General features: G+C 54.3%; 24 protein-coding genes. 12 read left to right on the forward strand and 12 right to left on the reverse strand.

The window, feature by feature from the left end:
* Positions 1-7: 7 nt before the first annotated feature.
* The 3 genes from fimC to fimA all read right to left on the reverse strand — a co-directional run bounded on the left by fimC (position 8) and on the right by fimA (position 1,916).
* Positions 8-700, reverse strand: coding sequence for a type 1 fimbria chaperone FimC (gene fimC, locus ACKI5T_RS03515; protein ID WP_407435782.1), 693 nt, complete (start codon positions 698-700; stop codon positions 8-10).
* A gap of 43 nt (positions 701-743) precedes the next feature.
* The gene (fimI, locus tag ACKI5T_RS03520; RefSeq protein WP_407435580.1) at positions 744-1,289 is read right to left on the reverse strand and encodes a type 1 fimbrial protein subunit FimI; all 546 of its coding nucleotides are present in this window, start codon (positions 1,287-1,289) and stop codon (positions 744-746) included.
* A gap of 63 nt (positions 1,290-1,352) precedes the next feature.
* A complete protein-coding gene (gene fimA / locus ACKI5T_RS03525) occupies positions 1,353-1,916 on the reverse strand; it encodes a type 1 fimbrial major subunit FimA (RefSeq protein WP_012016391.1) in 564 nt (187 codons plus the stop codon).
* Positions 1,917-2,234: 318 nt separating this feature from the next.
* On the opposite strand from fimA, the gene folD reads away from it, so the two are divergent.
* From folD to malI, 4 genes are all read left to right on the forward strand, one after another.
* The gene (gene folD / locus ACKI5T_RS03530) at positions 2,235-3,101 is read left to right on the forward strand and encodes a bifunctional methylenetetrahydrofolate dehydrogenase/methenyltetrahydrofolate cyclohydrolase FolD (protein WP_407435581.1); all 867 of its coding nucleotides are present in this window, start codon (positions 2,235-2,237) and stop codon (positions 3,099-3,101) included.
* A 1-nt stretch (position 3,102) separates the two neighbouring features.
* On the forward strand, positions 3,103-3,315 hold the full coding sequence (gene ybcJ / locus ACKI5T_RS03535; RefSeq protein WP_059177967.1) for a ribosome-associated protein YbcJ: 213 nt from the start codon (positions 3,103-3,105) through the stop codon (positions 3,313-3,315).
* Between the two features lie 239 nt (positions 3,316-3,554).
* Positions 3,555-5,054: a PTS transporter subunit EIIC gene (locus tag ACKI5T_RS03540; protein ID WP_407435582.1), complete on the forward strand. Its 1,500-nt coding sequence runs from the start codon at positions 3,555-3,557 to the stop codon at positions 5,052-5,054.
* 84 nt (positions 5,055-5,138) lie between these two features.
* Positions 5,139-6,155, forward strand: coding sequence for a Mal regulon transcriptional regulator MalI (gene malI / locus ACKI5T_RS03545; protein WP_407435584.1), 1,017 nt, complete (start codon positions 5,139-5,141; stop codon positions 6,153-6,155).
* 120 nt (positions 6,156-6,275) lie between these two features.
* Here malI and ACKI5T_RS03550 read toward each other — a convergent pair whose 3' ends face one another.
* The 3 genes from ACKI5T_RS03550 to cysS all read right to left on the reverse strand — a co-directional run bounded on the left by ACKI5T_RS03550 (position 6,276) and on the right by cysS (position 8,599).
* Positions 6,276-6,719 (reverse strand): hypothetical protein, encoded by a 444-nt coding sequence (locus ACKI5T_RS03550; protein ID WP_407435585.1) that lies wholly within the window; start codon positions 6,717-6,719, stop codon positions 6,276-6,278.
* A complete protein-coding gene (locus ACKI5T_RS03555; protein WP_407435586.1) occupies positions 6,704-7,060 on the reverse strand; it encodes a hypothetical protein in 357 nt (118 codons plus the stop codon). Before ACKI5T_RS03555 ends, ACKI5T_RS03550 begins: the two co-directional genes overlap by 16 nt.
* Before the next feature lie 153 nt (positions 7,061-7,213).
* Positions 7,214-8,599, reverse strand: coding sequence for a cysteine--tRNA ligase (gene cysS, locus ACKI5T_RS03560; RefSeq protein ID WP_407435587.1), 1,386 nt, complete (start codon positions 8,597-8,599; stop codon positions 7,214-7,216).
* A gap of 173 nt (positions 8,600-8,772) precedes the next feature.
* Here cysS and ppiB point away from each other — a divergent pair, with 173 nt between their 5' ends.
* The 5 genes from ppiB to mnmH all read left to right on the forward strand — a co-directional run bounded on the left by ppiB (position 8,773) and on the right by mnmH (position 12,927).
* On the forward strand, positions 8,773-9,267 hold the full coding sequence (gene ppiB, locus ACKI5T_RS03565; RefSeq protein WP_059177961.1) for a peptidylprolyl isomerase B: 495 nt from the start codon (positions 8,773-8,775) through the stop codon (positions 9,265-9,267).
* A gap of 3 nt (positions 9,268-9,270) precedes the next feature.
* Positions 9,271-9,993, forward strand: coding sequence for a UDP-2,3-diacylglucosamine diphosphatase (gene lpxH, locus ACKI5T_RS03570; protein ID WP_407435589.1), 723 nt, complete (start codon positions 9,271-9,273; stop codon positions 9,991-9,993).
* Between the two features lie 116 nt (positions 9,994-10,109).
* Complete coding sequence (purE, locus tag ACKI5T_RS03575; RefSeq protein ID WP_012016381.1) at positions 10,110-10,619, forward strand: 5-(carboxyamino)imidazole ribonucleotide mutase; 510 nt, start codon at positions 10,110-10,112, stop codon at positions 10,617-10,619.
* The gene (gene purK / locus ACKI5T_RS03580) at positions 10,616-11,683 is read left to right on the forward strand and encodes a 5-(carboxyamino)imidazole ribonucleotide synthase (RefSeq protein ID WP_407435591.1); all 1,068 of its coding nucleotides are present in this window, start codon (positions 10,616-10,618) and stop codon (positions 11,681-11,683) included. The genes purE and purK overlap by 4 nt, the downstream gene beginning before the upstream one ends.
* 173 nt (positions 11,684-11,856) lie before the next feature.
* Entirely contained in the window at positions 11,857-12,927 is a 1,071-nt protein-coding gene (gene mnmH, locus ACKI5T_RS03585; protein WP_407435593.1) for a tRNA 2-selenouridine(34) synthase MnmH, read from the forward strand.
* A gap of 4 nt (positions 12,928-12,931) precedes the next feature.
* Here mnmH and ACKI5T_RS03590 read toward each other — a convergent pair whose 3' ends face one another.
* The 6 genes from ACKI5T_RS03590 to ybbA form a co-directional block, all read right to left on the reverse strand.
* Complete coding sequence (locus ACKI5T_RS03590) at positions 12,932-13,591, reverse strand: methionine ABC transporter permease (RefSeq protein ID WP_407435595.1); 660 nt, start codon at positions 13,589-13,591, stop codon at positions 12,932-12,934.
* Positions 13,584-14,600, reverse strand: coding sequence for a virulence-associated ABC transporter ATP-binding protein SfbB (sfbB, locus tag ACKI5T_RS03595; protein ID WP_407435597.1), 1,017 nt, complete (start codon positions 14,598-14,600; stop codon positions 13,584-13,586). Before sfbB ends, ACKI5T_RS03590 begins: the two co-directional genes overlap by 8 nt.
* A gap of 58 nt (positions 14,601-14,658) precedes the next feature.
* Positions 14,659-15,492: a MetQ/NlpA family ABC transporter substrate-binding protein gene (locus tag ACKI5T_RS03600; protein WP_407435599.1), complete on the reverse strand. Its 834-nt coding sequence runs from the start codon at positions 15,490-15,492 to the stop codon at positions 14,659-14,661.
* A gap of 222 nt (positions 15,493-15,714) precedes the next feature.
* Entirely contained in the window at positions 15,715-16,860 is a 1,146-nt protein-coding gene (locus ACKI5T_RS03605) for a porin (protein ID WP_407435600.1), read from the reverse strand.
* Between the two features lie 182 nt (positions 16,861-17,042).
* Entirely contained in the window at positions 17,043-19,457 is a 2,415-nt protein-coding gene (gene ybbP, locus ACKI5T_RS03610) for a putative ABC transporter permease subunit YbbP (protein ID WP_407435601.1), read from the reverse strand.
* Complete coding sequence (gene ybbA, locus ACKI5T_RS03615) at positions 19,454-20,140, reverse strand: putative ABC transporter ATP-binding protein YbbA (RefSeq protein ID WP_407435603.1); 687 nt, start codon at positions 20,138-20,140, stop codon at positions 19,454-19,456. The genes ybbP and ybbA overlap by 4 nt, the downstream gene beginning before the upstream one ends.
* On the opposite strand from ybbA, the gene tesA reads away from it, so the two are divergent.
* The 3 genes from tesA to ACKI5T_RS03630 are packed head-to-tail and all read left to right on the forward strand — an operon-like array spanning position 20,111 to position 22,446.
* On the forward strand, positions 20,111-20,734 hold the full coding sequence (gene tesA / locus ACKI5T_RS03620; RefSeq protein WP_041689607.1) for a multifunctional acyl-CoA thioesterase I/protease I/lysophospholipase L1: 624 nt from the start codon (positions 20,111-20,113) through the stop codon (positions 20,732-20,734). The genes ybbA and tesA overlap by 30 nt on opposite strands.
* On the forward strand, positions 20,724-21,533 hold the full coding sequence (locus ACKI5T_RS03625; protein WP_407435605.1) for an SDR family oxidoreductase: 810 nt from the start codon (positions 20,724-20,726) through the stop codon (positions 21,531-21,533). Before tesA ends, ACKI5T_RS03625 begins: the two co-directional genes overlap by 11 nt.
* A 58-nt stretch (positions 21,534-21,591) precedes the next feature.
* Positions 21,592-22,446, forward strand: coding sequence for a co-chaperone YbbN (locus ACKI5T_RS03630; RefSeq protein ID WP_407435606.1), 855 nt, complete (start codon positions 21,592-21,594; stop codon positions 22,444-22,446).
* The last annotated feature ends 31 nt before the right edge of the window (positions 22,447-22,477 follow it).

A 22,477-nucleotide genomic window follows, 5' to 3' on the forward strand; every position in this document is an offset into this window, starting at 1 on the left:
ACTCTGCTCACAGTGCGACGCGACGCGCCGGCGTGATGGCACCGTAATCATTTACGCTCTGCCAGGAAAGCGTGCCGCTGACGCCTGCCGGAAGGACCTGCTGCGCAGAGTTTTTCGGGGCAATCATCAGATTTTCCAGCTTCTGCCCGCCCAGTTGAAGATTGACCAGCGAGATGAAGTACGGCGACGCATTACTGACTTTCAGGTGGTTTCCAGCACGTTCAAACTTGAGCTGCGAAAGAGCCTCTTCCGGCTGCATCGCCAGATTTTTTGGTCGCACGAAAAGCTTTATCCGCGACAGGATCGCCAGTTGCAGGACGTTTTTCCCTTCCAGATTCGCCTTGTTCACCGATGGAATAGCTTTTACGTTCATGAAAAATAGGGATTCGCGGTCGGTTGCCAGCGGTGGGCCCGCATAAATAATGCGCAGCGTGTTTTCACTGTCGGGCTCACTCACAAACAGCGGCGGCGTAACGGCAAAAGTTTTTTCTTTTTGCCCGCGATCGTTTTCTATCCACGCGTTAATTAAATAGCGTTCTTGTTTATTGCTGTTCGTAATAGCCAGTGACGTTTGTCTGGCATCCGCTGGATATATCACGCGCGTCGCCCCCAACGCGATCCCACCGGAAGCCTCTACGGAAAGAGAAACCATCATTAAAATAATCGATAAAATGAGTCCGGGTTTATTCAAGGAGTTCATCACAACAATACCTTTAATATTATGTTCGCAGGTGTGTATACCGTCAGGGATAAATCAACGCGAACCAGACATCCGACTGGATATTGCCCGGCACAAGGTGTTCAGAAATAACCCGATAGCGTGCGCTGAAATGTAATTCCAGCTCAGAAGACTCTATTGGCCGCCAGTTATTCGCCGCCGCATTGGGGATAATTTGCCGCTGCTGCGAATCAAATAATGCCAGCCCCACACCGCTACTGACGCGGCTTTCGCCGGGTTGAGAGGTCGCCAGAAATACTTGCGGATCCTCAGTGGGCGTGACGCCCTCAAACATGACGCCGACCGTGCGCGAGACATCGACGCTGCACTCCACCAGCCGCAGGATGAAGGGCACATTGACCGTCGAAAAACTGCCCACACCGGCAAATGAATTGGTGCGGTATTGCCCCATTTCGATACGCAGGTTTTGGCTATCGGGCGCGACGGCGCAGCCACCGTTCACCAGCTCGCCTTTCATATGCACTTTCCCGCCATCCACTACCACGGTATGCGCCATCACCGGCGTCACCACAGATAACAGCAGCAGAAAAAGTTGCCTTAATCTGGTCATACCCGACCCTCAAATTCGAATAGCTGGCCTCTTCCGTGAGGCCAAATCGTCCCTGAAAGCAGGTTATTCGTATTTCATCACGAAGGTGGCATCGGCGTTTGCCTGGCCTGGTGCGGTTGTTGCCGCGGTGGATTTATAGCGGGCAGTGAAGTTAAGGGTGTTGGTGCCTTCAATCAGGGCTTTCGCTGCGGAGAACGTCGCGCCATCAGGGGTCAGCGTGCTGGACTGGCTATCGAGGATCTCAATGCCAACACCTTGTGCGGTGTTGTCGTTATTGCCTGACGTGACGGCCAGCAGCGTTTTATCCGTCGGGTCGATTTGTCCTGTGAAGGCTACAGACGCCGTTTTGGCCACTTCTGGATCACAATCATTCAATTCAATATTGAAAGGAATATTAGAGGTGGTGTCGCCCACTTTTGTAAATTTAGCCGTACGGTATTGGCCCAAATTAACGATCTGATCGGCAGATTCAGTATTCACCGCGCACGCTGCGTTCACTAATTCACCTTTAAAATGCACGGTACCGCCATTAACGGAAACCGGCGGTACAGGATCTTCTGCATGAACGGCACCCGCAACGAATACCAGCGAAGCAATAACGGAAGAAGCAATATTGCTAAATTTCATATCTATTCCTTTGAAATGTAAAAAGCCCTTCCCGCGTAAAACGGGAATAAAAAATACATTCAATTGCGTAATTGAAAGTTTATTTTGGAAGAGACAAAGTAGCGTATTGGTGAAAAGTAAAACAGGTCAAAACACTGCGATTGAGCCAGGTCACATCCTAATTTGCCTTAGGAAAAGACCCATCAAAGCGAAGGGATAATGCTGCGCCCCGAGGCTGATTGCGGAAATCTCGCAATGGGTGACTGACAGCGGCGCTCGCTTCTGACAAAATATAGGCAATCCCCCCTTTTAAACGTTACAGACGGAATCTTCTCTCTGATGGCAGCAAAGATTATTGACGGTAAAACGATTGCGCAGCAGGTGCGCTCTGAAGTTGCGGAAAAAGTGAAGGCGCGCAGAGCGGCCGGAAAACGCGCTCCAGGGTTGGCTGTCGTGCTGGTGGGTAGCAACCCGGCATCACAAATTTATGTCGGCAGCAAACGCAAAGCATGTGAAGAGGTCGGTTTTGTCTCTCGCTCCTATGATTTGCCTGAAACGACCACCGAGGCAGAACTGCTTGAGCTGATTGATACGCTGAACGCCGATGAGGTTATCGACGGCATTCTGGTGCAGTTGCCGCTCCCTGCAGGCATCGATAATGTGAAAGTGCTGGAACGCATCGCACCGGATAAAGACGTGGACGGTTTCCATCCGTATAACGTTGGCCGTCTGTGTCAGCGCGCCCCGCGTCTGCGTCCGTGCACGCCGCGCGGCATCGTGACGCTGCTGGAGCGCTATAACATCGACACTTACGGGCTGAACGCCGTGGTGATTGGCGCGTCCAACATCGTTGGCCGTCCGATGAGTATGGAACTGCTACTGGCAGGCTGTACGACCACGGTTACCCATCGTTTCACTAAGAACCTGCGCCAGCACGTCGAAAATGCTGACCTGCTGATTGTTGCGGTCGGTAAGCCGGGCTTTATTCCTGGCGAATGGATTAAAGAAGGCGCGATCGTGGTGGACGTGGGCATCAATCGTCTGGAAAACGGCAAAGTCGTTGGCGATGTCGTGTATGAAGACGCCGCCGCGCGCGCGTCTTACATTACCCCCGTTCCGGGCGGCGTCGGTCCTATGACCGTCGCGACACTGATTCAAAATACTTTGCAGGCATGCGAAGAGTACCACGATGTAGAGGAAGCGTAAGATGACCACATTTTCATTAGGTAAACACCCACACGTAGAACTGTGCGATCTGCTCAAGCTGGAAGGCTGGAGCGAAAGCGGCGCGCAGGCAAAAATTTTCATCGCTGACGGGCTGGTCAAAGTCGATGGCAAAGTGGAAACCCGTAAACGCTGCAAAATTATTGCGGGTCAAACCGTGAGTTTCGCCAGCCAGAGCATCACCGTTACGGCATAATCCCTTCGTATAACCCTCTCCTGCCTGGAGAGGGATTCTCTTCAAATCACGCCAGATCCCCCTGAATCCATCACGGCTAATTATCGATCAACTTCAAATAATCACTATTTCGTTTGTTGAAATGTGAAAATTAAGTTGCGCAAAATTCACGCTTCTCTCACGATAAGTAGAACGTTCTACTAAAACGTTCTACTTACAATAACAGCGCCAATAAAAAGCGCTTCTCGGGGGAAATCAGCATGAGTCTGATATCAGGGTTTGTTAAATCGTTGTCAAAATTATCGATGATTGGTCGCGCGTTAATGCTGCCAATTTCACTGCTTCCTGCCGCAGGTTTGTTACTGGCCTTCGGTGATAAATTCCATATGCCGCTGATGATGAACGCAGGCGGCGTCATTTTTGATAACTTGCCGATGCTCTTTGCGATCGGTTCCGCTGTGGGTCTCGCATCTGAATCCGGGATTGCTGCACTGTCCGCTGCGGTGTCGGTGTTTGTTACCAACATCACCATTGGTACGGTTCTGAGCATCACGCCAGAGATGGCCTCATCAGGTGGAAAATACGCCATGGTGGTCGGCATTCCGACGCTGCAAATGGGCGTTTTTGGCGGTCTCATCTGCGGTATCCTTGCCGCATGGTGTTATAACCGCTTCCACACGCTGCAGTTGCCTGAATTCCTGGGCTTCTTCTCCGGTAAGCGTTTTGTCGCGATTGCGACGGCCTTCCTGTCGTTCATTCTGGGTCTGCTGCTGCCGTACGTCTGGCAGCATATTCAGTCTGGCATCGACGCGCTGTCGGTTATTGTTAACGGCGATAATCAGGCCGCATCGACCTTTATTTTTGGTCTGGTCGAACGCGCGTTAATCCCGCTGGGTCTGCACCACATCTGGTATCCCTCGTTCTGGTATTCATTTGGGGATTACACCACGCAGGCGGGTCAGGTCATCCATGGCGATCAGACAATCTGGTTCAAAATGCTGGAAGAAGGCGTTAAATCCTTTAGCAGCGATACCTATCAGAACGCCGGTAAATTCATGCAGGGCGAGTTCCCGCTGATGCTGTTCGCGCTACCTGCGGCCTGTCTGGCGATGTATCACGAAGCGCATACCAAAAACAAAAAAATTGCTGCCGGTATTCTGTTCTCCGCCGCGCTGACCTGTTTCCTGACAGGGATCACCGAGCCGGTAGAGTTCACCTTTATCTTCGTGGCACCCATCCTGTACGTCTTTAACGCCATCATGGCGGGCCTGGCGTATATGACCATGTATCTGTTGCATGCGCACATTGCCAAATCATTCTCTGCGGGCTTTATTGACTACCTGTCATTCGGCATTATCCCGTCGTTTAACGGCTATCAGACCAACTTCCTGAGCGCGATTATTATCGGTATTCCGATGGCGCTGATTTACTACTTCACCTTCCGCTTCGTCATCCGCCGTTTTGATGTGAAAACGCCGGGCCGTACGGAAGTGACCGCGACAACTGACGATAAAACCGATAGCGAAATTGCGACCGACATTATCGGCCTGCTGGGCGGCGCGCAGAACATTAACTCTGTCGGTTCCTGTATCACGCGTCTGCGCCTGGAAGTGGCGAAAAGTGATGCGGTGGATAAAGACGGCCTTAATGGTTTAGGTGCGCGCGGCGTGGTGTTTGTGGGTGACAATGGTATTCAGGTGATTTTTGGTGCCAGAGCACAATTTATTGCCCAAACCATGTCCACGATGATCGGTAAATAATAAGATGTCTGACTGACACGTCTCCTGTACTCTGGGAGACGTTGTCATATCAGGCTGATAATCGAGAAATTTCAGGGAGCGGGTTTGAAGAAAGTCAGCATAATTGATGTTGCAAAACTGGCAGGTGTTTCGGTTTCAACCGTCTCACTGGTTTTACGTCAGAAGGGGAAAATCTCAGAGGCAACGATTGAGAAGGTCCACGCTGCCATCACCACGCTTGGCTATGTTCATAACGTCGCCGCTGCCAACCTTCGCGCCAACACCTCCAATCTTATCGGCCTGATTCTCCGCGATTTCAGCGACAGTTTTTCTATCAAAGTGATGGCGAGCATCGTTCAGGAACTGGAAAAACAAGGCTTTATGGTTTTCCTCGGACAGCCTCTGAACGATCATGAACATCTTGAGCGCTGTCTGCTCTCGTTTAAACAGCAGGGCGTTGCCGGCGTCATTTATCTCTCCTCCGAGACGCGTACGCCTACCCTGCCGAAACAGATCCGTGAGTGCCTGCTGCCATTGGTTGTGGTCTCACAGTCTTTAGTGAATGAGCCCTGCAATCTGGTGATGCGTGACAATCGTCAGGCAGCCAATCTTGCCACGCGTTACTTGATTGAACGAGGCCACCGTAATATCGCCTATATTGGCGGTCGCGAGGGGTGTCTTATCCGCGAACAACGCCTTTTAGGTTTTCGCAGTGCGATGACGCAGTATGGCCTGGTGAATCGAGAGGAATCCGCGCCCGTGTGTAGTGATGATACGCAGGCCGCGGGTTTTATTACGCGACAGCTTCTGGATAAAAACAACACCATCACGGCTCTCCTGTGTCATTCACCCGATGCGATGATCGGCTCGATCTCAGGTATTCATCAGGTGGGACGCACCGTCGGGAAGGATGTGTTTCTGACGCAGCAGGTCGCTTTGGTAGGGTTTGAAGATATGTTACACGTAAATCTCACCTCGCCGTCATTCACCTATGTGTCGTCCGCCAGTGAAGAGACGGGCCGCCAGGCTGCGGGGCTAATGATTCGTAAACTGAAAGAGCCGGAACTTCAAACGCAGCGGATTACGCTGTCGGGGCAACTGATCGCGCGGGAATCGGCCTAAAAAAATGCGCCCCTACTGTGGGCGCATTTTTTCATTTGTTACTGTGTTTTTGCTTTCGGATCCACATCCATAACCTGAATCTCATAAACCATCGTCGCATTTGGTGGGATGTCAGGAGCGCTAGCGCGCTGCGCTGTTTTCGCTGTCAGCCAGTGCTTTTTGAGCGTCGGCAATCGCTTTTTCACTGGCCGTTTGCTCGGAAGTATATTTTGCTTTCAGCTCAGCTATGGCTTTTTCTTGTTCAGATTTCAGCGCAGACAATTCAGCATTAGCCGTGTTCTGTGGTGATTGCGGAGTGTGTAATCGAAGACGCGCGATCTTCTTTGCCGGCGTTTTGTGATGCCGTTCCTCCGGAATCGCAGATGATTCCGGAGGTGCAGCGGGTGCTGCAAATAATATAGCGGGAATCTCGCTGGATTGAGCCGTTATTGAATCCAGCGATTTTATTGTCTCTCCATTATCACTCGCCTGAGCGAGTGGAGTGACGGTGCTAATGATTAAAGCGGGTAATGCAAAATAAAAAGAGGCTTCATGCTGAACGCACTCATTTAAAGTTTTCTCCACGACTTATAAGTGCTTGTTGCACTGTTTTGCTGAATATCGCTACACAGCTTTTGGGTTCGGTATTTAAAAAGCGCATCCATGGTATCTTTGGTTTGCGAAGCAATATCCCCGCGAACAGAGGCGTAAACGGACGCACTTGCTAATAAATCATCTAAGGCTGCCTTTTTTTGAACATACAAACGGCCATTGATTTTTGATAAGGCAGTCAGCTCGCGCTGGCAGTTGGTGACAGAGCTATCGGACGCCATTTCAACAGGCGTTCCCGCATTAGTATGAGTTGATCCGCCTTGCGCGGGTACGGAGCTTGAAACCGCCTGAGCAGATTGACCGGCCGGTGTCACTTTACTCTTCGGTTAACTCTGACAACCCGTGACTACCAGAATCGTTGAAATCGCAACCAACGCTAAAGGGGACACAGTGGACGGGATGTTTAGGTCGAGTGATATTGAAAGGGGAATGGCCCGGCATGCATTGCGCCACCGGGCATGAGTTATTTATTTACGACGCCAAATGGTGCCCTGCGGCCCATCTTCCAGAACGATGCCCATTTCCGTCAGACGATTACGTGCAGCATCTGCTGCCGCCCAGTCTTTCGCCTGACGCGCTTCAAGACGTGCAGTGATCAACGCTTCAATTTCGGCCACTTCGTCGCCATCATTCTGCGCACCGCTTTGCAGGAAGGTTTCTGGATCTTGCTCCAGCAGCCCCAGCACCGCTGCAAGCTTACGCAGATGAGAAGCCAACGCATTCGCCGCCGACACGTCTTCGACTTTCAGACGGTTAATCTCACGCGCCATGTCAAACAACACTGAGTAGGCTTCCGGCGTGTTGAAATCATCGTTCATCACGTCGATGAAACGTGCTTCGAATACTTCGCCGCCAGCAGGTGCGACGGATTTGTCAGTGCCACGCACCGCAATGTACAGGCGCTCCAGCGCAGAGCGAGCCTGTTTCAGGTTCTCTTCGCTGTAGTTCAGCTGGCTGCGATAGTGACCAGACATCAGGAAATAACGCACCGTTTCGGCATCGTAATATTTCAGCACGTCACGCACAGTGAAGAAGTTATCCAGCGATTTGGACATCTTCTCGCGATCGACCATCACCATACCGGAGTGCATCCAGTAATTAACGTACTCGCCGCCGTGCGCGCAGGTAGACTGCGCAATTTCGTTCTCATGGTGCGGGAACATCAGGTCAGAACCGCCGCCGTGAATGTCGAAATGGTTACCTAGCTGTTTGCAGTTCATCGCTGAGCACTCGATGTGCCAGCCCGGACGCCCTTCACCCCATGGCGATGGCCAGCTCGGCTCACCTTCTTTGGACATTTTCCACAGTACAAAGTCCATCGGATTACGTTTAACGTCGACGACATCGACGCGCGCGCCAGCCTGAAGTTGCTCAAGATCCTGACGTGAAAGCTGACCGTAACCTGGATCGGTTGGCACCGAGAACATCACGTCGCCGTTGCTGGCCACATACGCATGACCGCGCTCAATGAGCTTTTCGGTGATCTCGATAATTTCATGAATATGGTGGGTCGCACGCGGTTCGCTGTCCGGACGCAGAATATTTAATGCATCAAAATCTTTGTGCATTTCGGCGATCATGCGATCCACCAGCGCGACAAAGCTTTCACCATTTTCATTAGCGCGTTTAATGATTTTATCATCAATATCGGTGATATTACGCACGTACTTCAGGGTGTAACCTAAGAAACGCAGGTAGCGAGAAACCACGTCGAATGAGACGAAGGTACGGCCATGACCAATGTGACAGAGATCGTAGACGGTAATACCACACACGTACATGCCGACTTCCCCGGCATGAATAGGTTTGAATTCCTCTTTTTGGCGCGTCAGAGTATTAAAGATTTTTAACATCAAAGATTCCATGTAAACGTGTGTGGATCGTAAAGACCGTATAATACCTATAATTCGGGATAGGATCAGCACGCATTGCAAGGTGATCGCATCCTGCGGTTATGCTATAACAAGCCCCTATATGTGACCCTTATATGGGTCGAAGCACCACTATAACGGAACAGGATGAAAAAATGGTTACTTTCCACACTAATCATGGCGATATCGTCGTCAAAACTTTTGATGATAAAGCGCCTGAAACAGTTAAAAACTTCCTGGACTACTGTCGCGAAGGCTTCTACAACAACACGATTTTCCACCGTGTGATTAACGGCTTTATGATCCAGGGCGGCGGTTTCGAACCTGGCATGATCCAGAAAGACACCAAAGAAGCGATCAAAAACGAAGCGAATAACGGTCTGAAAAACACCCGCGGTACGCTGGCAATGGCCCGTACTCAGGCTCCGCACTCTGCAACTGCACAGTTCTTCATCAACGTTGCAGACAACGACTTCCTGAACTTCTCCGGCGAGAATCTGCAAGGTTGGGGTTATTGCGTGTTCGCAGAAGTGGTTGAAGGTATGGACGTTGTTGAGAAGATCAAAGGCGTTTCTACAGGCCGCAGCGGTATGCATCAGGACGTTCCAAAAGAAGACGTTATCATTACAAGCGTGACTGTCAGCGAGTAATTGGTGGCGACACTCTTTATTGCGGATCTGCATCTGCAAACAGAAGAACCGGCGATCACCGCCGGTTTTCTGCATTTTTTACAGGCTGAAGCGCTTTCAGCGGACGCCCTGTACATTCTGGGCGATTTGTTTGAGGCCTGGATTGGCGACGACGACCCGAATCCCCTGCACCGTGATATGGCTGCGGCGATCAAAGCCCTGGTCGATTCCGGCGTTCCCTGCTATTTCATTCACGGCAATCGCGATTTTCTGATCGGCAAACGCTTCGCTCGCGAAAGCGGCATGACGTTGTTGCCCGACGAAAACGTGCTCGAATTATATGGCCGCAACGTCCTGATTATGCACGGCGACACGCTTTGCACCGACGACACGGGCTATCTGGCGTTTCGCGCTAAAGTCCACACGCCCTGGATTCAAACTCTATTTCTGGCCCTGCCGCTGTTTATCCGCAACCGTATCGCCGCCAAAATGCGTGCGGGCAGTAAAGCAGCAAACAGCAGCAAATCCATGACGATCATGGACGTCAACCCACAAGCGGTCGTTGAGGTGATGGAAAAACATCGCGTGCAGTGGTTAATTCATGGTCACACCCATCGCCCGGACGTGCATCAACTCACCGCCAACGGCGAACCTGCGCATCGCGTTGTATTGGGTGCCTGGCACAACGAAGGATCGATGGTAAAAGTCTCGCCAGAAGGCGTAGAACTCATCCAGTTTCCGTTTTAATCAACTCGCCTTTTTGCCGCCATTCCGGTGACGCAACCGTTTTCCTTGCCTGTATATCATGCTATTCTCTGTGCCCTAAAAGCAGTGTGTTCCGCACCACAGGAGTTTTAAGACGCATGTCCTCCCGCAATAATCCGGCGCGTGTCGCCATCGTGATGGGGTCCAAAAGCGACTGGGCTACCATGCAGTTTGCCGCCGAAATCTTCGAAATCCTGAACGTTCCGCACCACGTTGAAGTGGTCTCCGCGCACCGCACCCCCGATAAACTGTTCAGCTTCGCCGAAGGCGCAGAAGAGAACGGCTATCAGGTGATTATTGCCGGTGCGGGCGGTGCAGCACACCTGCCCGGCATGATTGCCGCCAAAACGCTGGTGCCGGTTCTCGGCGTACCGGTGCAAAGCGCAGCCCTGAGCGGCGTCGACAGCCTTTACTCCATTGTCCAGATGCCACGCGGCATTCCGGTCGGTACGCTGGCGATTGGTAAAGCGGGCGCGGCGAATGCAGCTCTGCTGGCGGCACAAATTCTGGCGACCCACGACAAAGCCTTGCATCAGCGCCTGGTGGAATGGCGCCAATCGCAGACCGACGAGGTGCTGGAAAACCCAGACCCGCGAGGTGCAGCATGAAACAAGTTTGCGTTCTCGGTAACGGTCAGTTGGGTCGAATGCTGCGTCAGGCGGGTGAACCGCTGGGTATCGCCGTCTGGCCCGTTGGGTTGGATGCAGAACCTGAAGCCGTGCCCTTTCAGCAAAGCGTCATCACCGCTGAAATTGAGCGCTGGCCCGAAACTGCATTAACGCGTGAACTGGCGCGTCACAACGCCTTTGTTAACCGCGATGTCTTCCCCATTATTGCTGACCGTCTGACGCAAAAGCAGCTGTTCGATAAGCTGAATCTCGCCACCGCGCCGTGGCAATTGCTCGCGAGTGAAAGCGAATGGCCTGCCGTTTTCGATAAGTTGGGCGACCTGGCTATCGTGAAACGCCGCACGGGCGGCTACGACGGACGCGGCCAGTGGCGTTTGCGCCAGCACGAAACCGCAGAACTGCCGACGGATTGCTACGGTGAATGTATCGTTGAAAAGGGCATCAATTTTAGCGGTGAAGTCTCGCTGGTTGGCGCGCGTGCGCATGACGGCAGCACAGTTTTTTACCCACTGACGCACAACCTGCATCAGGACGGTATTCTGCGCACCAGCGTCGTATTCCCGCACGCCGATGCCGGGCAGCAAGCGCAGGCAGAAGCCATGCTCTCAGCCATCATGCAAGAGCTGGGTTACGTGGGTGTTATGGCGATGGAATGCTTTATCACCCCTGCGGGTTTGCTGATTAATGAGCTTGCTCCGCGCGTGCACAACAGCGGGCACTGGACGCAAAACGGCGCGTCCATCAGCCAGTTCGAATTGCATCTGCGGGCGATTACCGACTTGCCACTGCCGCAGCCGGTGGTGAACAGCCCGTCGGTGATGATCAATCTGATTGGCACCGCGCTGAACTACGACTGGCTGAAGCTGCCGCTGGTTCATCTGCACTGGTATGACAAAGAGGTGCGTGAAGGACGTAAAGTCGGTCACCTGAACCTCAACGATGACGATAAGGATCGTCTGAGCGCCACGCTGGAAGCCATCGTTCCCCTGTTGCCGCCAGAATACGCCAGCGGCATTGCCTGGGCGCAGAGTAAGCTTAACTAGTCCGCTACCCTAAATCTTGCGCATTTCAGAAGTGAATCCCCGGTCGCAGTGACCGGGGTGAGCGAGCGCAGCCCACGCCTATGAAACGCGGAAAATGACGGGTAAGTTGACCTTCCCTTTCCCCGGCGTACAATCCCCGCCCATTGCTATTTTGCTTTCCTCAGGAATTCATCATGAACGATGGGACCGACTATCGCGCGATCCTCGCGAACGATACCCCTTTAATTGACGTGCGCGCGCCCGTCGAATTTGCGCAGGGCGCGATGCCTGCGGCACTCAACCTCCCGCTGATGAACGACACCGAACGCGCTGCCGTAGGGACCTGCTATAAACATCAGGGACCAGAAGCCGCGCTCGCGCTCGGCCATCGTCTGGTGAACGGTGAAACCCGCGAACAGCGTATTCACGCCTGGCGCGAAATCTGTCTGGCAAATCCGCACGGCTATTTTTGCTGCGCACGCGGCGGCCAACGCTCGCACATCACGCAGGCGTGGGTGAAAGAGACCGGGATTGATTATCCGTTGATCGCGGGCGGCTACAAGGCGCTGCGCCAGGCGGCGATTCAGGCGACCGACGCGCAGGTGCAAAAGCCGATGGTGCTGATTGGCGGCTGCACGGGAAGTGGAAAAACGTCGCTGGTAAAACAGCATCCCGACGGGATTGATCTCGAAGGGCTGGCGCATCATCGCGGCTCATCGTTCGGTCGCACGCTGCAGCCTCAGCTATCACAAGCCACGTTTGAAAATCATCTCGCGGTTGATCTGCTAAAGAAAGATGCGGCCCGCTGGGTGCTTGAAGACGAAGGGCGGATGATCGGCTCTAACCATTTGCCGGAATGTCTGCGTGAACGTATGGCGCAGTCAATGATTGCGGTGGTAGAGGATCCCTTCGAGGTACGTCTTGAGCGTTTGCGCGAGGAGTATTTCGAGCGGATGTGGCGGGACTTTGCGTCGGCTTATGGCGAAGACGCAGGCTGGCAGGAATACGGCGAGTATCTGCACCACGGTCTTTTCGCCATCCGCCGCCGTCTGGGTTTACAGCGTTTTGCCGAGCTGAACGCATGGCTGGAGTGCGCACTCATCGAGCAGCGGCAGACAGGCAGTACCGAGGCGCACTATGCCTGGCTTGCGCCGCTGCTCAATGACTATTACGACCCGATGTACCGTTATCAGCTTGAGAAAAAAGCCGACAAGATTATCTATCGCGGGACGTTTGGCGACGTGGCCGCCTGGCTGGCGGCCTGATGCGCTAGCGCCGATCGCGTTTATCGGCGCGTTTCGCCAGACAGTCACCCAGAACCTGAACGATCTGCACCAGAATAATCAGCGCAATCACCGTGACCACCATGACCTGGGTTTCGTAGCGGTAATAGCCGTAGCGGATCGCCAGATCCCCTACTCCGCCGCCGCCGACAATCCCCGCCATCGCAGAGTAGCCGATCAGGCTCACCAGAGTGATGGTCAAACCGCGCAGCAGTCCGGCGCTCGCTTCCGGCAATAATACCGTGCAGATGATGCGCATCGGGCTGGCACCAAAGGCTTCCGCCGCTTCGATAATGCCTTTATCCACCTCGCGCAGCGCGCCGTCCACCAGACGGGCATAAAAGGCAATCGCCGCCACGGAAAGCGGAACAGACGCCGCAATCGGACCAATGGTGTTGCCCAGCAGCAGTTGTGTGAGCGGCAACAGCAGCACCAGCAGAATGACAAACGGCACCGAGCGGATGATATTGACCAGCACGGAGCTGACCAGATAAACAAAGCGGTTTTGCCAGAACAGATTTCGGTCGGTGACAAAAATCAAAAAGCCCAGCGGCAGACCGCCAATAATCGCCAGTACCGTTGAAATGCTCAACATCTGGAAAGTTTCGTTAAACGCCAGACCCAGATCGGCCACTAAATCATCCACGAATCACCTCCACCTGTGCGGTACGTTGACGGATATGTTCTACAGCCAGCGCCACGGCGGACGGGTTGTCCTGCGCGGTCAATTGCACCACCAGAATCCCCAACGCGCGTTCGCCGATGTACTCAATCTTGCCGTGCAGAATATTCACCGCGACGCCAAACTTCACTGCCACCTCCGATAACACCGGCTGTTCAGCAGAATCGCCGATAAACAGAATCTTCAGCAGCTGTCCCGGAAGATGCTGGCGCAACCGTTCGGGTAACGTCAGATTCAGCGTGTGCGACACCAGTTGTTGGGTAAACGCGTGTTGCGGATGCGCAAACACATCGAACACCTCGCCCAGCTCGACCACTTCGCCACCGGACATCACCGCCACGCGATCGCAGATGGATTTGATCACGTTCATCTCGTGGGTGATCAGCACGATCGTGATCCCCATCTGCTCGTTGATCTTTTTCAGTAGCGCCAGAATGGTGGCCGAGGTTTCCAGATCCAGCGCAGAGGTCGGTTCATCGCAGAGCAATACGTCAGGATGATTCGCAATTCCGCGAGCAATACCTACGCGCTGTTTCTGCCCGCCGCTCAGTTGTACCGGGTAGCGATTGGCTTTATCGGTCAGCCCGACTAATGCCAGAATTTCCGCGACGCGCGGCGCAATTTTACTGCGCTCCCAGCCTGCGGCTTTGAGGCTGAACGCCACGTTTTGCGCCACCGTGCGGGTATGCATCAGGTTGAAATGCTGGAAAATCATGCCGATACGCTGACGCGCTTTGCGCAGATTTGCGCCGTCGAGGGCTGAAATTTCTACACCGTTAACGTTCACGCTACCGGCGCTTGGGCGTTGTAGCGCGTTCAGCGTACGCAATAGCGTGCTCTTGCCCGCCCCGCTGGTACCGACAATGCCAAAAATCTCGCCCGCTGCAATCGTCAGGCTGACGTCTGATACCGCGCGGGTAGAAGGTCCGCGTCCCGTTGAAAAGTCAACGCACACCTTATCTAACTTAATCATGACTACCTCAGAAATGCGAAAAGGGCAGACTCGGCTGCCCTGTTTTTCAAACACGCGATTACTGTTTTGCTGCCGTCATCCAGTCTGGTTTCTGGAAAGCGGTGTAAACATTTTTCGGATCGTCGATAACGGCGCGATACGCCGGGGACTGCACCACTGCCACGATATCTTTGGCGAAGGGTTTGTCCGCATCTTCCGTACGCACGGCAATAATGTTTTTCAGATTTTCGTCGAGGTGTTCCTGCGCCAGAGCGCTTGAGAGATCTAACCCGGCAGCAATCGCAAAGTTGCCGTTGACCAGCGAAGCGGTCACGCTATCCAGCGTGCGCGGCAGCTGCGCGGCTTCCAGCGGCTTGAACACCAGCCCTTTTGGGTTGCTGGCAATATCACGTTCGGAGGCTTTGGTCGGGTCGATATTGTCTTTGATGGTAATCAGCTTCAGCGATTGCAGGAACCGCAGGCCACGCGCCAGGTTGGTTGGATCATTAGACAGCGTGACGATATCGCCCTTTTTCAGTTCATCGAGGCTCTTGACCTGACGCGAATAAAAGCCCATTCCGGCCGTGGGTACGGTCAGCAGTTTGGTGAGCTTAAGCCCTTTATCGGCAGTGAATTTATTGAAATACAGCGAGTGCTGGAACAGGTTGGCATCAATACTGCCGTTGGACAGCGCCATATTTGGCTGGACGTAATCGCTAAATTCACGCACGACCACTTTATAGCCTTTCTCTTTCAGTGAAGGGGCAATCGCCTGCTTCACCATATCGCCGTACGGCCCCGGCGCAACGCCGAAGACAATAGTATGCGGATCGCTGTTAGCGTGAACGGCCTGCATACCGCAGACCAACAAAAGTGCACCGGCTGCGGCGCGAAACGTGTGACGTAATCCCATGAGATCTCCATTTCAAAGCGGTGTAGCGTTGTGTGAGTGCCCCGTACGATGCGGCGCAGTTCCCGTTAACATGACACAGATCACAGGCCGCGTCCTTGAAATTATTTCATGATGTTGCTGAATATGTCTTTGAATGTACAGGAGATGGGTTATGCGAAAGGTGAATAAGCAGAGGTCAAAAATGGAAATGCCGGGCGGCAAAACACCGCCCGGGCAGACGACTTAGAAGTCGTAACGCAGACGCACCAGGTTCATATCGCCCAGATTGTCGGTGCTGGAGGTAAATACGTGTTCGTAATCAACACGGAAACCGTAATCCAGCTGGAAACTAATACCCACGCCGTTGTCGATGCGCTGGTAGTTGCGACCATTCACATACTCAATGCGATCGCCCATGAAGTAAGGTTGAACGGATTTAAGCGCATACTGACCCACCGGGATTTTGTAGCCCGCAAAGTACTCAATACCCCACGCATCACCGGCGAAGTAATCATTCACTGACACTTTTTTGGTGGTCATAAAGTTCTGATACCAGCCGCCGCCGACGGAGAAGGTCCAGTTATCCGGCGTCCAGCTCAGTGCCGTACCCAGGATATTCTGGTCGTACGTTTTGCTGTCGCCATTCTCCGGGTTACGCATATCCGCGCGAGTGTAGTTCCACGCTGCACCCCAGGTCAGATCGGTGGTCAGATGATAATCCAGACCCAATGAACCGCCGCCTTTACGCTTGTAACGCAGGCCGTTGCCCGGGAGGTATTCGCTGTCTTCAAACAGGTATGACGCATAGATATCCGCATCGCCGACGGTTTTCTTATATTTCAGCATCTGGCGTGAACGATACGAACCATCGTAATCGCCGTTGATCCCGTTACCGGATGCCTGGCCGACCATATCGTAGTCCCAGATATCGGTCTTCGCGCCCACCACATCATAGTAAACACTGTTCTGTTGACCGAAGGTCAGCGTACCCCAGGTGTCGCTTTTCAGGCCGGTGTACAGCATGCGGCGAGAGGTATCATGCGCACCTTCTGCATAGTGATGATCCCAGTTGAACTGCGCAGGAATATTCACGCCCAGCTCGTAGTAGCTCACCCAGCTGATGTCATCAAACAGGTAATAATCGGCCGCGAAACGGAAACGCGTACCGCCGTCAAAACCGTTACGTTTATAGCTGTTTTTACCGTCGTCGCCGGTCATATTCTGGAACTGTGGACGAATACTGCCGCCTACGGTGAAGTTGAGGCGGCTCAGCGGATTACCCGCCTGAGGATCTTGCTTAAGAACGGTGATTTCCGCTTGTGCTGCGAAAGACATTAATGCCACTGCTGCGCCGATCGTTGTCGCCAGCGCTGTTTTAGTTATTGTCATTATTATTCCTTGATAGACACGCTGCTAATTATTTAGCAGCAGAATAATATCCGGAATTAAACGACTCGTGGGGACGGTTTTTAAATGATTTGTGCTGCTAAAAGGTGCGGTATTATCGTTTTGTGCTATTAAATGATTACGCACCAGCATATAAACCAGTGCGTAATCATCACGAAAGGTAACTAACTCACGAACTGGCGGAACAGCGCTTTGCCTTTTAGCAGACGCGTGCCGAGCCAACCGCCGCACAGCGACAGCAGCAGCGCGCCGCACACCGGCAAAATCAGCCACAAACGCCAGTCAGGCTCCCACGGGAAATCGAACACCCGTGTTTGTAGCACCGCCAGCGCGGTCTCTGCGCCTATCGCCGCTACCAGTCCCGAGACAAATCCCAGCAGGGCAAACTCGCACCACAGCGTGGCACGCAGCAGTTTTTTGCCAGCCCCCAGCGTGCGATAGACCACCAGCTCCTGATGGCGCTGACGCATTCCCACCTGCACCTGCGCCAGCAACAGCAACACGCCGCAGGCCGTCACCAGGACCACCATCACCTCCAGCGCACGGCTGACCTGCTCCAGCACCTGCCCGACCTGTTTCAGGATCGCGCCGATATCCAGCAGGCTGACCGTCGGGAACTCGCGGTTAAGCTGCGTCAGCATGCCGTTACCATTTTCCCAGCGGAAGCTGGTGAGCCAGCTTTGCGGCTGCCCTTCCAGTGCGCCGGATGGGAAGATAAAGAAGAAGTTTGGACGCAGGCTTTCCCAGTCCACTTTGCGCAGGCTGGTCACTTTGGCGCTAAAGTCCTGCGTGTCACCGGTGAACGTTACCGTATCGCCAAGCCCCACTTTCAGACGCCCTGCCAGCCCCTCTTCCATCGACACTTCGCCCGCTTTCGGCGGCCAGCTTCCGGCGGTGATCGGGTTGTGTTCCGGGCGTTTGTCCTGCCATGTCAGGTTCAGCTCGCGGTTGAGTGACTCATCCTCACTGCCTTCCGTCGCCTGCCCGTTGATTTGCGTCAGACGCGCGCGAACGATCGGATAGAACGACTCCGGCACAATCTGGTGCTCAGACAAGAACCCTTTCAACGGCGTGACCTGTTCCGGCGCGATGTTGATCAGGAAGTAGTTCGGGCTTTCCGGCGGAAGCTGTTGCTGCCAGCGGTCAAGCAGATCGCCGCGTAGCACCAGCAGCATCGCCAGAAGCATAAACGACAGCGAGAACGCCGACAGCTGGCTGAGCGTGGACCACGGCTGGCGCAGCAGTCGGTTTATTGCCAGACGTACCGGCAGCGATTTGACCGTCAGTCCTTTCAGGACGTTGAGCAACATCCAGCCCAGCACGCCACACAGCAGCGCCAGTACCACCGCACCCGCCAGCACGGCCCACAGCAGCATACTGCCGCCCATCAGCCAGGCGAGTAAAAGCACCACAATGGCGACAATAATCGGCAGATAGAATTTCATCGGCCAGACGCTGGCGACCGCATCACGACGCAACACGCGCAGCGGCTGGGTGGCGAGCAACAGCCGATACGGACGCAAACCCACCAGCAGCGAAATCACCACCATCGCGCCGATGGACCACAGCCATGGCCACAGGCTGGCAGGTGGGAGCTCCGCGGGCAGAACCGGTTTGAGCAGCAGCATCAGTACGTTTTCAAACAGCAGGCCGATTATCCCGCCCGTGGCGGCGGAGAGCGCCAGCACCATTAGCCATTGGCCAACGATCAGCTTGCGCAGTTGCGCTCTGCCCGCCCCCAGCGTTTTGAGGATCGCCACCAGATCGTAGCGGCTGCGGCAATAATGCCCCATCGCCACCGCAACGGCGGCCACCGCCAGCAGCATGGTCAGCAGCGCTGAAAGCAGTAAAAATTGCTGCGAACGTTCAAGGGATTTTCCCAGCGCACCGTCGTCCTGCTCAAGACCGATCCAGCGATGCTCGGGTTTTAACTGCGGCAAAAGCCACTTTTCGTAGGACTCAAGCTGAGCAGGCGTGCCGCCAAACTTGTAGCGCCACGTGACGCGACTGCCAGGCTGAACCGCACCGGTTTTCTCGACGTCCGCCGTGTTCATCAACAGACGCGGCGCCATCTGGAACGGGTTAAATCCGGAGTCCGGTTCCTGAACCACTTCGCCTGCGATTTTCAGGGTGGCATCACCTACATCAATATTGTCGCCGGTTTTCAGATTCAGCAGCGCCAGCAGACGCGGGGCCAGCAGCACGGAACCCGCGCTCGGCTTCAGGCCCGGCGGATTGGTCTGCAAATCACCGTACATCGGATAGACATCATCGACAGCTTTCACGCTGGCCAGTTGCGGGGTATCGGCGGCAAACGTCATAGTCTGGAAAGTCAACTGTTTGCCCACTTTCAGCCCAAACGTGCGCGCTTCATCAATCCAGGCCTGCGGCACGTCGCGCGAGCTGCTCAGCGTTCTGTCGCCCGCCATAAACTCGCGGCTTTGCTGACTCAGCCCTTTTTCCATGCGATCGCTGACGCTGCCAAGCGCCAGCACGCAGGCCACCGCCAGACTCAGCGCCAGCCAGACAATCAGCAGCGAAGGCGAACGCCATTCTCGCCAAAACCAGCGTGCAATCATGCTTCCTCCTGCAATTGCCCGTTCACCAGACGCAGACGCCGATCGCAGCGTGCCGCCAGCTGTGGATCGTGCGTGACCAGAATCAGCGTGGTGCCGTGTTCACGGTTGAGCGAGAACAGCAGATCGGCAATTTTGTCCCCGGTCTGCCTGTCCAGATTGCCCGTGGGTTCATCGGCGAACAACACATCCGGGCGACCATTAAAGGCTCGCGCCAGGGCGACGCGCTGCTGCTCGCCGCCGGAAAGCTGCGCCGGAAGATGATGGAGACGCTTACCCAGCCCGAGCTGTTCCAGCAACGCTTTGGCGCTGGCACGGCTCTGGCGGGAATTTTCCCCGCGTAGCAGGCCGGGCAGTTCAACGTTTTCCAGCGCGTTAAGCGTGGGGATCAACATGAACGACTGAAAGACAAAACCGATATGCCTGGCCCGCAGCGCAGCACGCGCCTCTTCGTCAAGCCGATGCAGAGGTTGTCCGACAAGATTGACCTCGCCGCTGCTGCCGTCATCCAGACCGGCCAGGATCGCCAGCAGCGTGGATTTACCGGAACCGGATTCACCAATCAACGCGATGGTCTGCGCGCGTTTGACAACGAGTTCAACTCCGGTGAGGATGGACAGCTCGTGCTCACCCTGACCGACGGACTTCTTAAGATGATGAACTGCAACAATGTTTTCCGCTGGCATTTGCCCTTCCTGTTTCTGATTCTGATGACGTTTCGCGCCGCGGCGGCGGACACGTTACTGGTGCTGGGTGACAGCCTGAGCGCGGGCTATCGAATGGCGGCCACAGCCGCATGGCCCGCGCTGCTCAACGATAAATGGCAAACTAAAACGCCGGTGCTGAATGCCAGCATCAGCGGCGATACGTCGCAGCAGGGGCTTGCGCGTCTGCCTGCCCTGCTTAAACAACATCAACCGCGCTGGGTACTGGTGGAACTGGGCGGCAACGATGGTTTACGCGGTTTTCAGCCGCAGCAGACTGAACAAACGCTGCGCAAAATCATTCAGGATATTCAGGCCGCCAATGCGCAGCCGCTATTAATGCAAATTCGTCTGCCCGCTAACTACGGTCGCCGTTATAATGAGTCCTTTAGCGCCATCTATCCCAAGCTTGCCAAAGAATTCGATATTCCGCTGTTGCCATTTTTCATGGAAGAGGTCTATCTAAAGCCGCAATGGATGCAGGATGACGGTATACACCCCAATCGCGACGCCCAGCCGTTTATCGCCGACTGGATGGCAACACGGCTGGCCCCACTAGTTAAACATGACTCTTAATTCAGCGGAGATCCTGACAGGTAAAGTTATGCAAAAATCGGTCTTAATAACAGGATGTTCCAGCGGAATTGGCCTCGAAAGCGCCCTTGAACTCAAACGCCAGGGATTTTGGGTGTTGGCCGCTTGCCGAAAACCCGAAGACGTCGTACGGATGAACAACAAAGGCTTTAAGGGCGTTTTACTGGATCTGGACTCCTCAGAGAGTATTGAACAGGCCGCCGCCGACGTGATCGCTCTGACCGGAAATCGTTTATATGGCCTGTTTAATAATGCAGGCTACGGCGTTTACGGCCCGCTGCAAACTATCTCGCGCGAGCAGTTAGAACAGCAGTTTTCAGCCAATTTTTTTGGCATCCACCAGCTCACGATGGCGCTGTTACCGGCTATGCTCCCGCACGGTGAAGGCCGTATCGTGATGACCTCTTCCGTGATGGGGCTCATTTCTACGCCGGGTCGCGGGGCTTACGCCGCGAGTAAATACGCGCTGGAAGCCTGGTCCGACGCACTGCGCATGGAGCTGCGTCATAGTGGGATCAAAGTCAGTCTGATTGAGCCGGGCCCCATTCGCACGCGCTTCACCGAAAACGTCAACCAGACGCAGTCTGATAAGCCGGTTGAAAACCCCGGGATTGCCGCACGTTTTACCCTTGGTCCAGAGGCGGTTGTGGCCAAAGTGCGCCATGCTTTTGAAAGCGATCGTCCCAAACTACGCTATCCAGTGACGCTGGTCACCCATGCCGTCGGCTGGCTAAAACGCCTGCTGCCAGGCCGCATGATGGATAAAATTTTACGCGGTTGAGTTGAAGCCTCGCTCCTCACCCCCATGTATTTATCAAACCGATAAAAGAGAATGCCGTATGTCCGTACAGAATATCGTCAACATTACCGAAGCTAACCTGCAGCAGACCCTGGAATTGTCGATGACAAAACCGGTGCTGTTCTATTTCTGGTCTGAACGCAGCCAGCACTGTCTGGAGCTGACGCCCGTGCTGGAAAGCCTTGCAGCCCAGTACAATGGTCAGTTCGTTCTGGCAAAACTGGACTGTGACGCCGAGCAAAGAGTGGCCTCGCAGTTTGGTCTGCGCGCTATTCCTACCGTCTATCTGTTCCAGAACGGTCAACCGGTGGATGGATTCCAGGGTCCGCAGCCGGAAGAAGCGGTTCGCGCCCTGCTGGATAAAGTGTTGCCGCGTGAAGAAGAGCTGAAAGCGCAGCAGGCGCTGGAACTGATTCAGGAAGGGAAACACGATGAAGCGCTGCCGTTGCTGAAAGACGCGTGGCAACTGTCGAATCAGGACAGCCAGATTGGTCTGCTGCTGGCTCAAACGCAGATCGAGCTGAACCGTTCTGAAGACGCCGAAGCGGTGTTAAAAACCATTCCACTGCAGGATCAGGACACCCGCTATCAGGGTTTGCTCGCGAAGATCGACCTGTTGAAACAGGCCGCCGACACGCCGGAGATCCAGCAGTTGCAGCAGCAAGTGGCGAACAACCCAGACGACGCCGCGCTGGCAAGTCAGCTGGCGTTGCAGCTGCATCAGGTGGGTCGTAATGAAGAAGCGCTGGAACTGTTGTTCAGCCACCTGAAGACCGATCTGGCTGCCGCCGATGGTCAGGCGCGTAAAATGTTCCAGGAAATTCTGGCGGCGTTGGGCACCGGCGATGCGTTGGCGTCGAAATACCGTCGTCAGCTGTACGCACTGCTGTACTAACGTAAAGTCCCCTCTTCTCTACCGGGAGAGG

Source organism: Lelliottia sp. (genome assembly GCF_045627565.1).
GTDB lineage: Bacteria > Pseudomonadota > Gammaproteobacteria > Enterobacterales > Enterobacteriaceae > Enterobacter.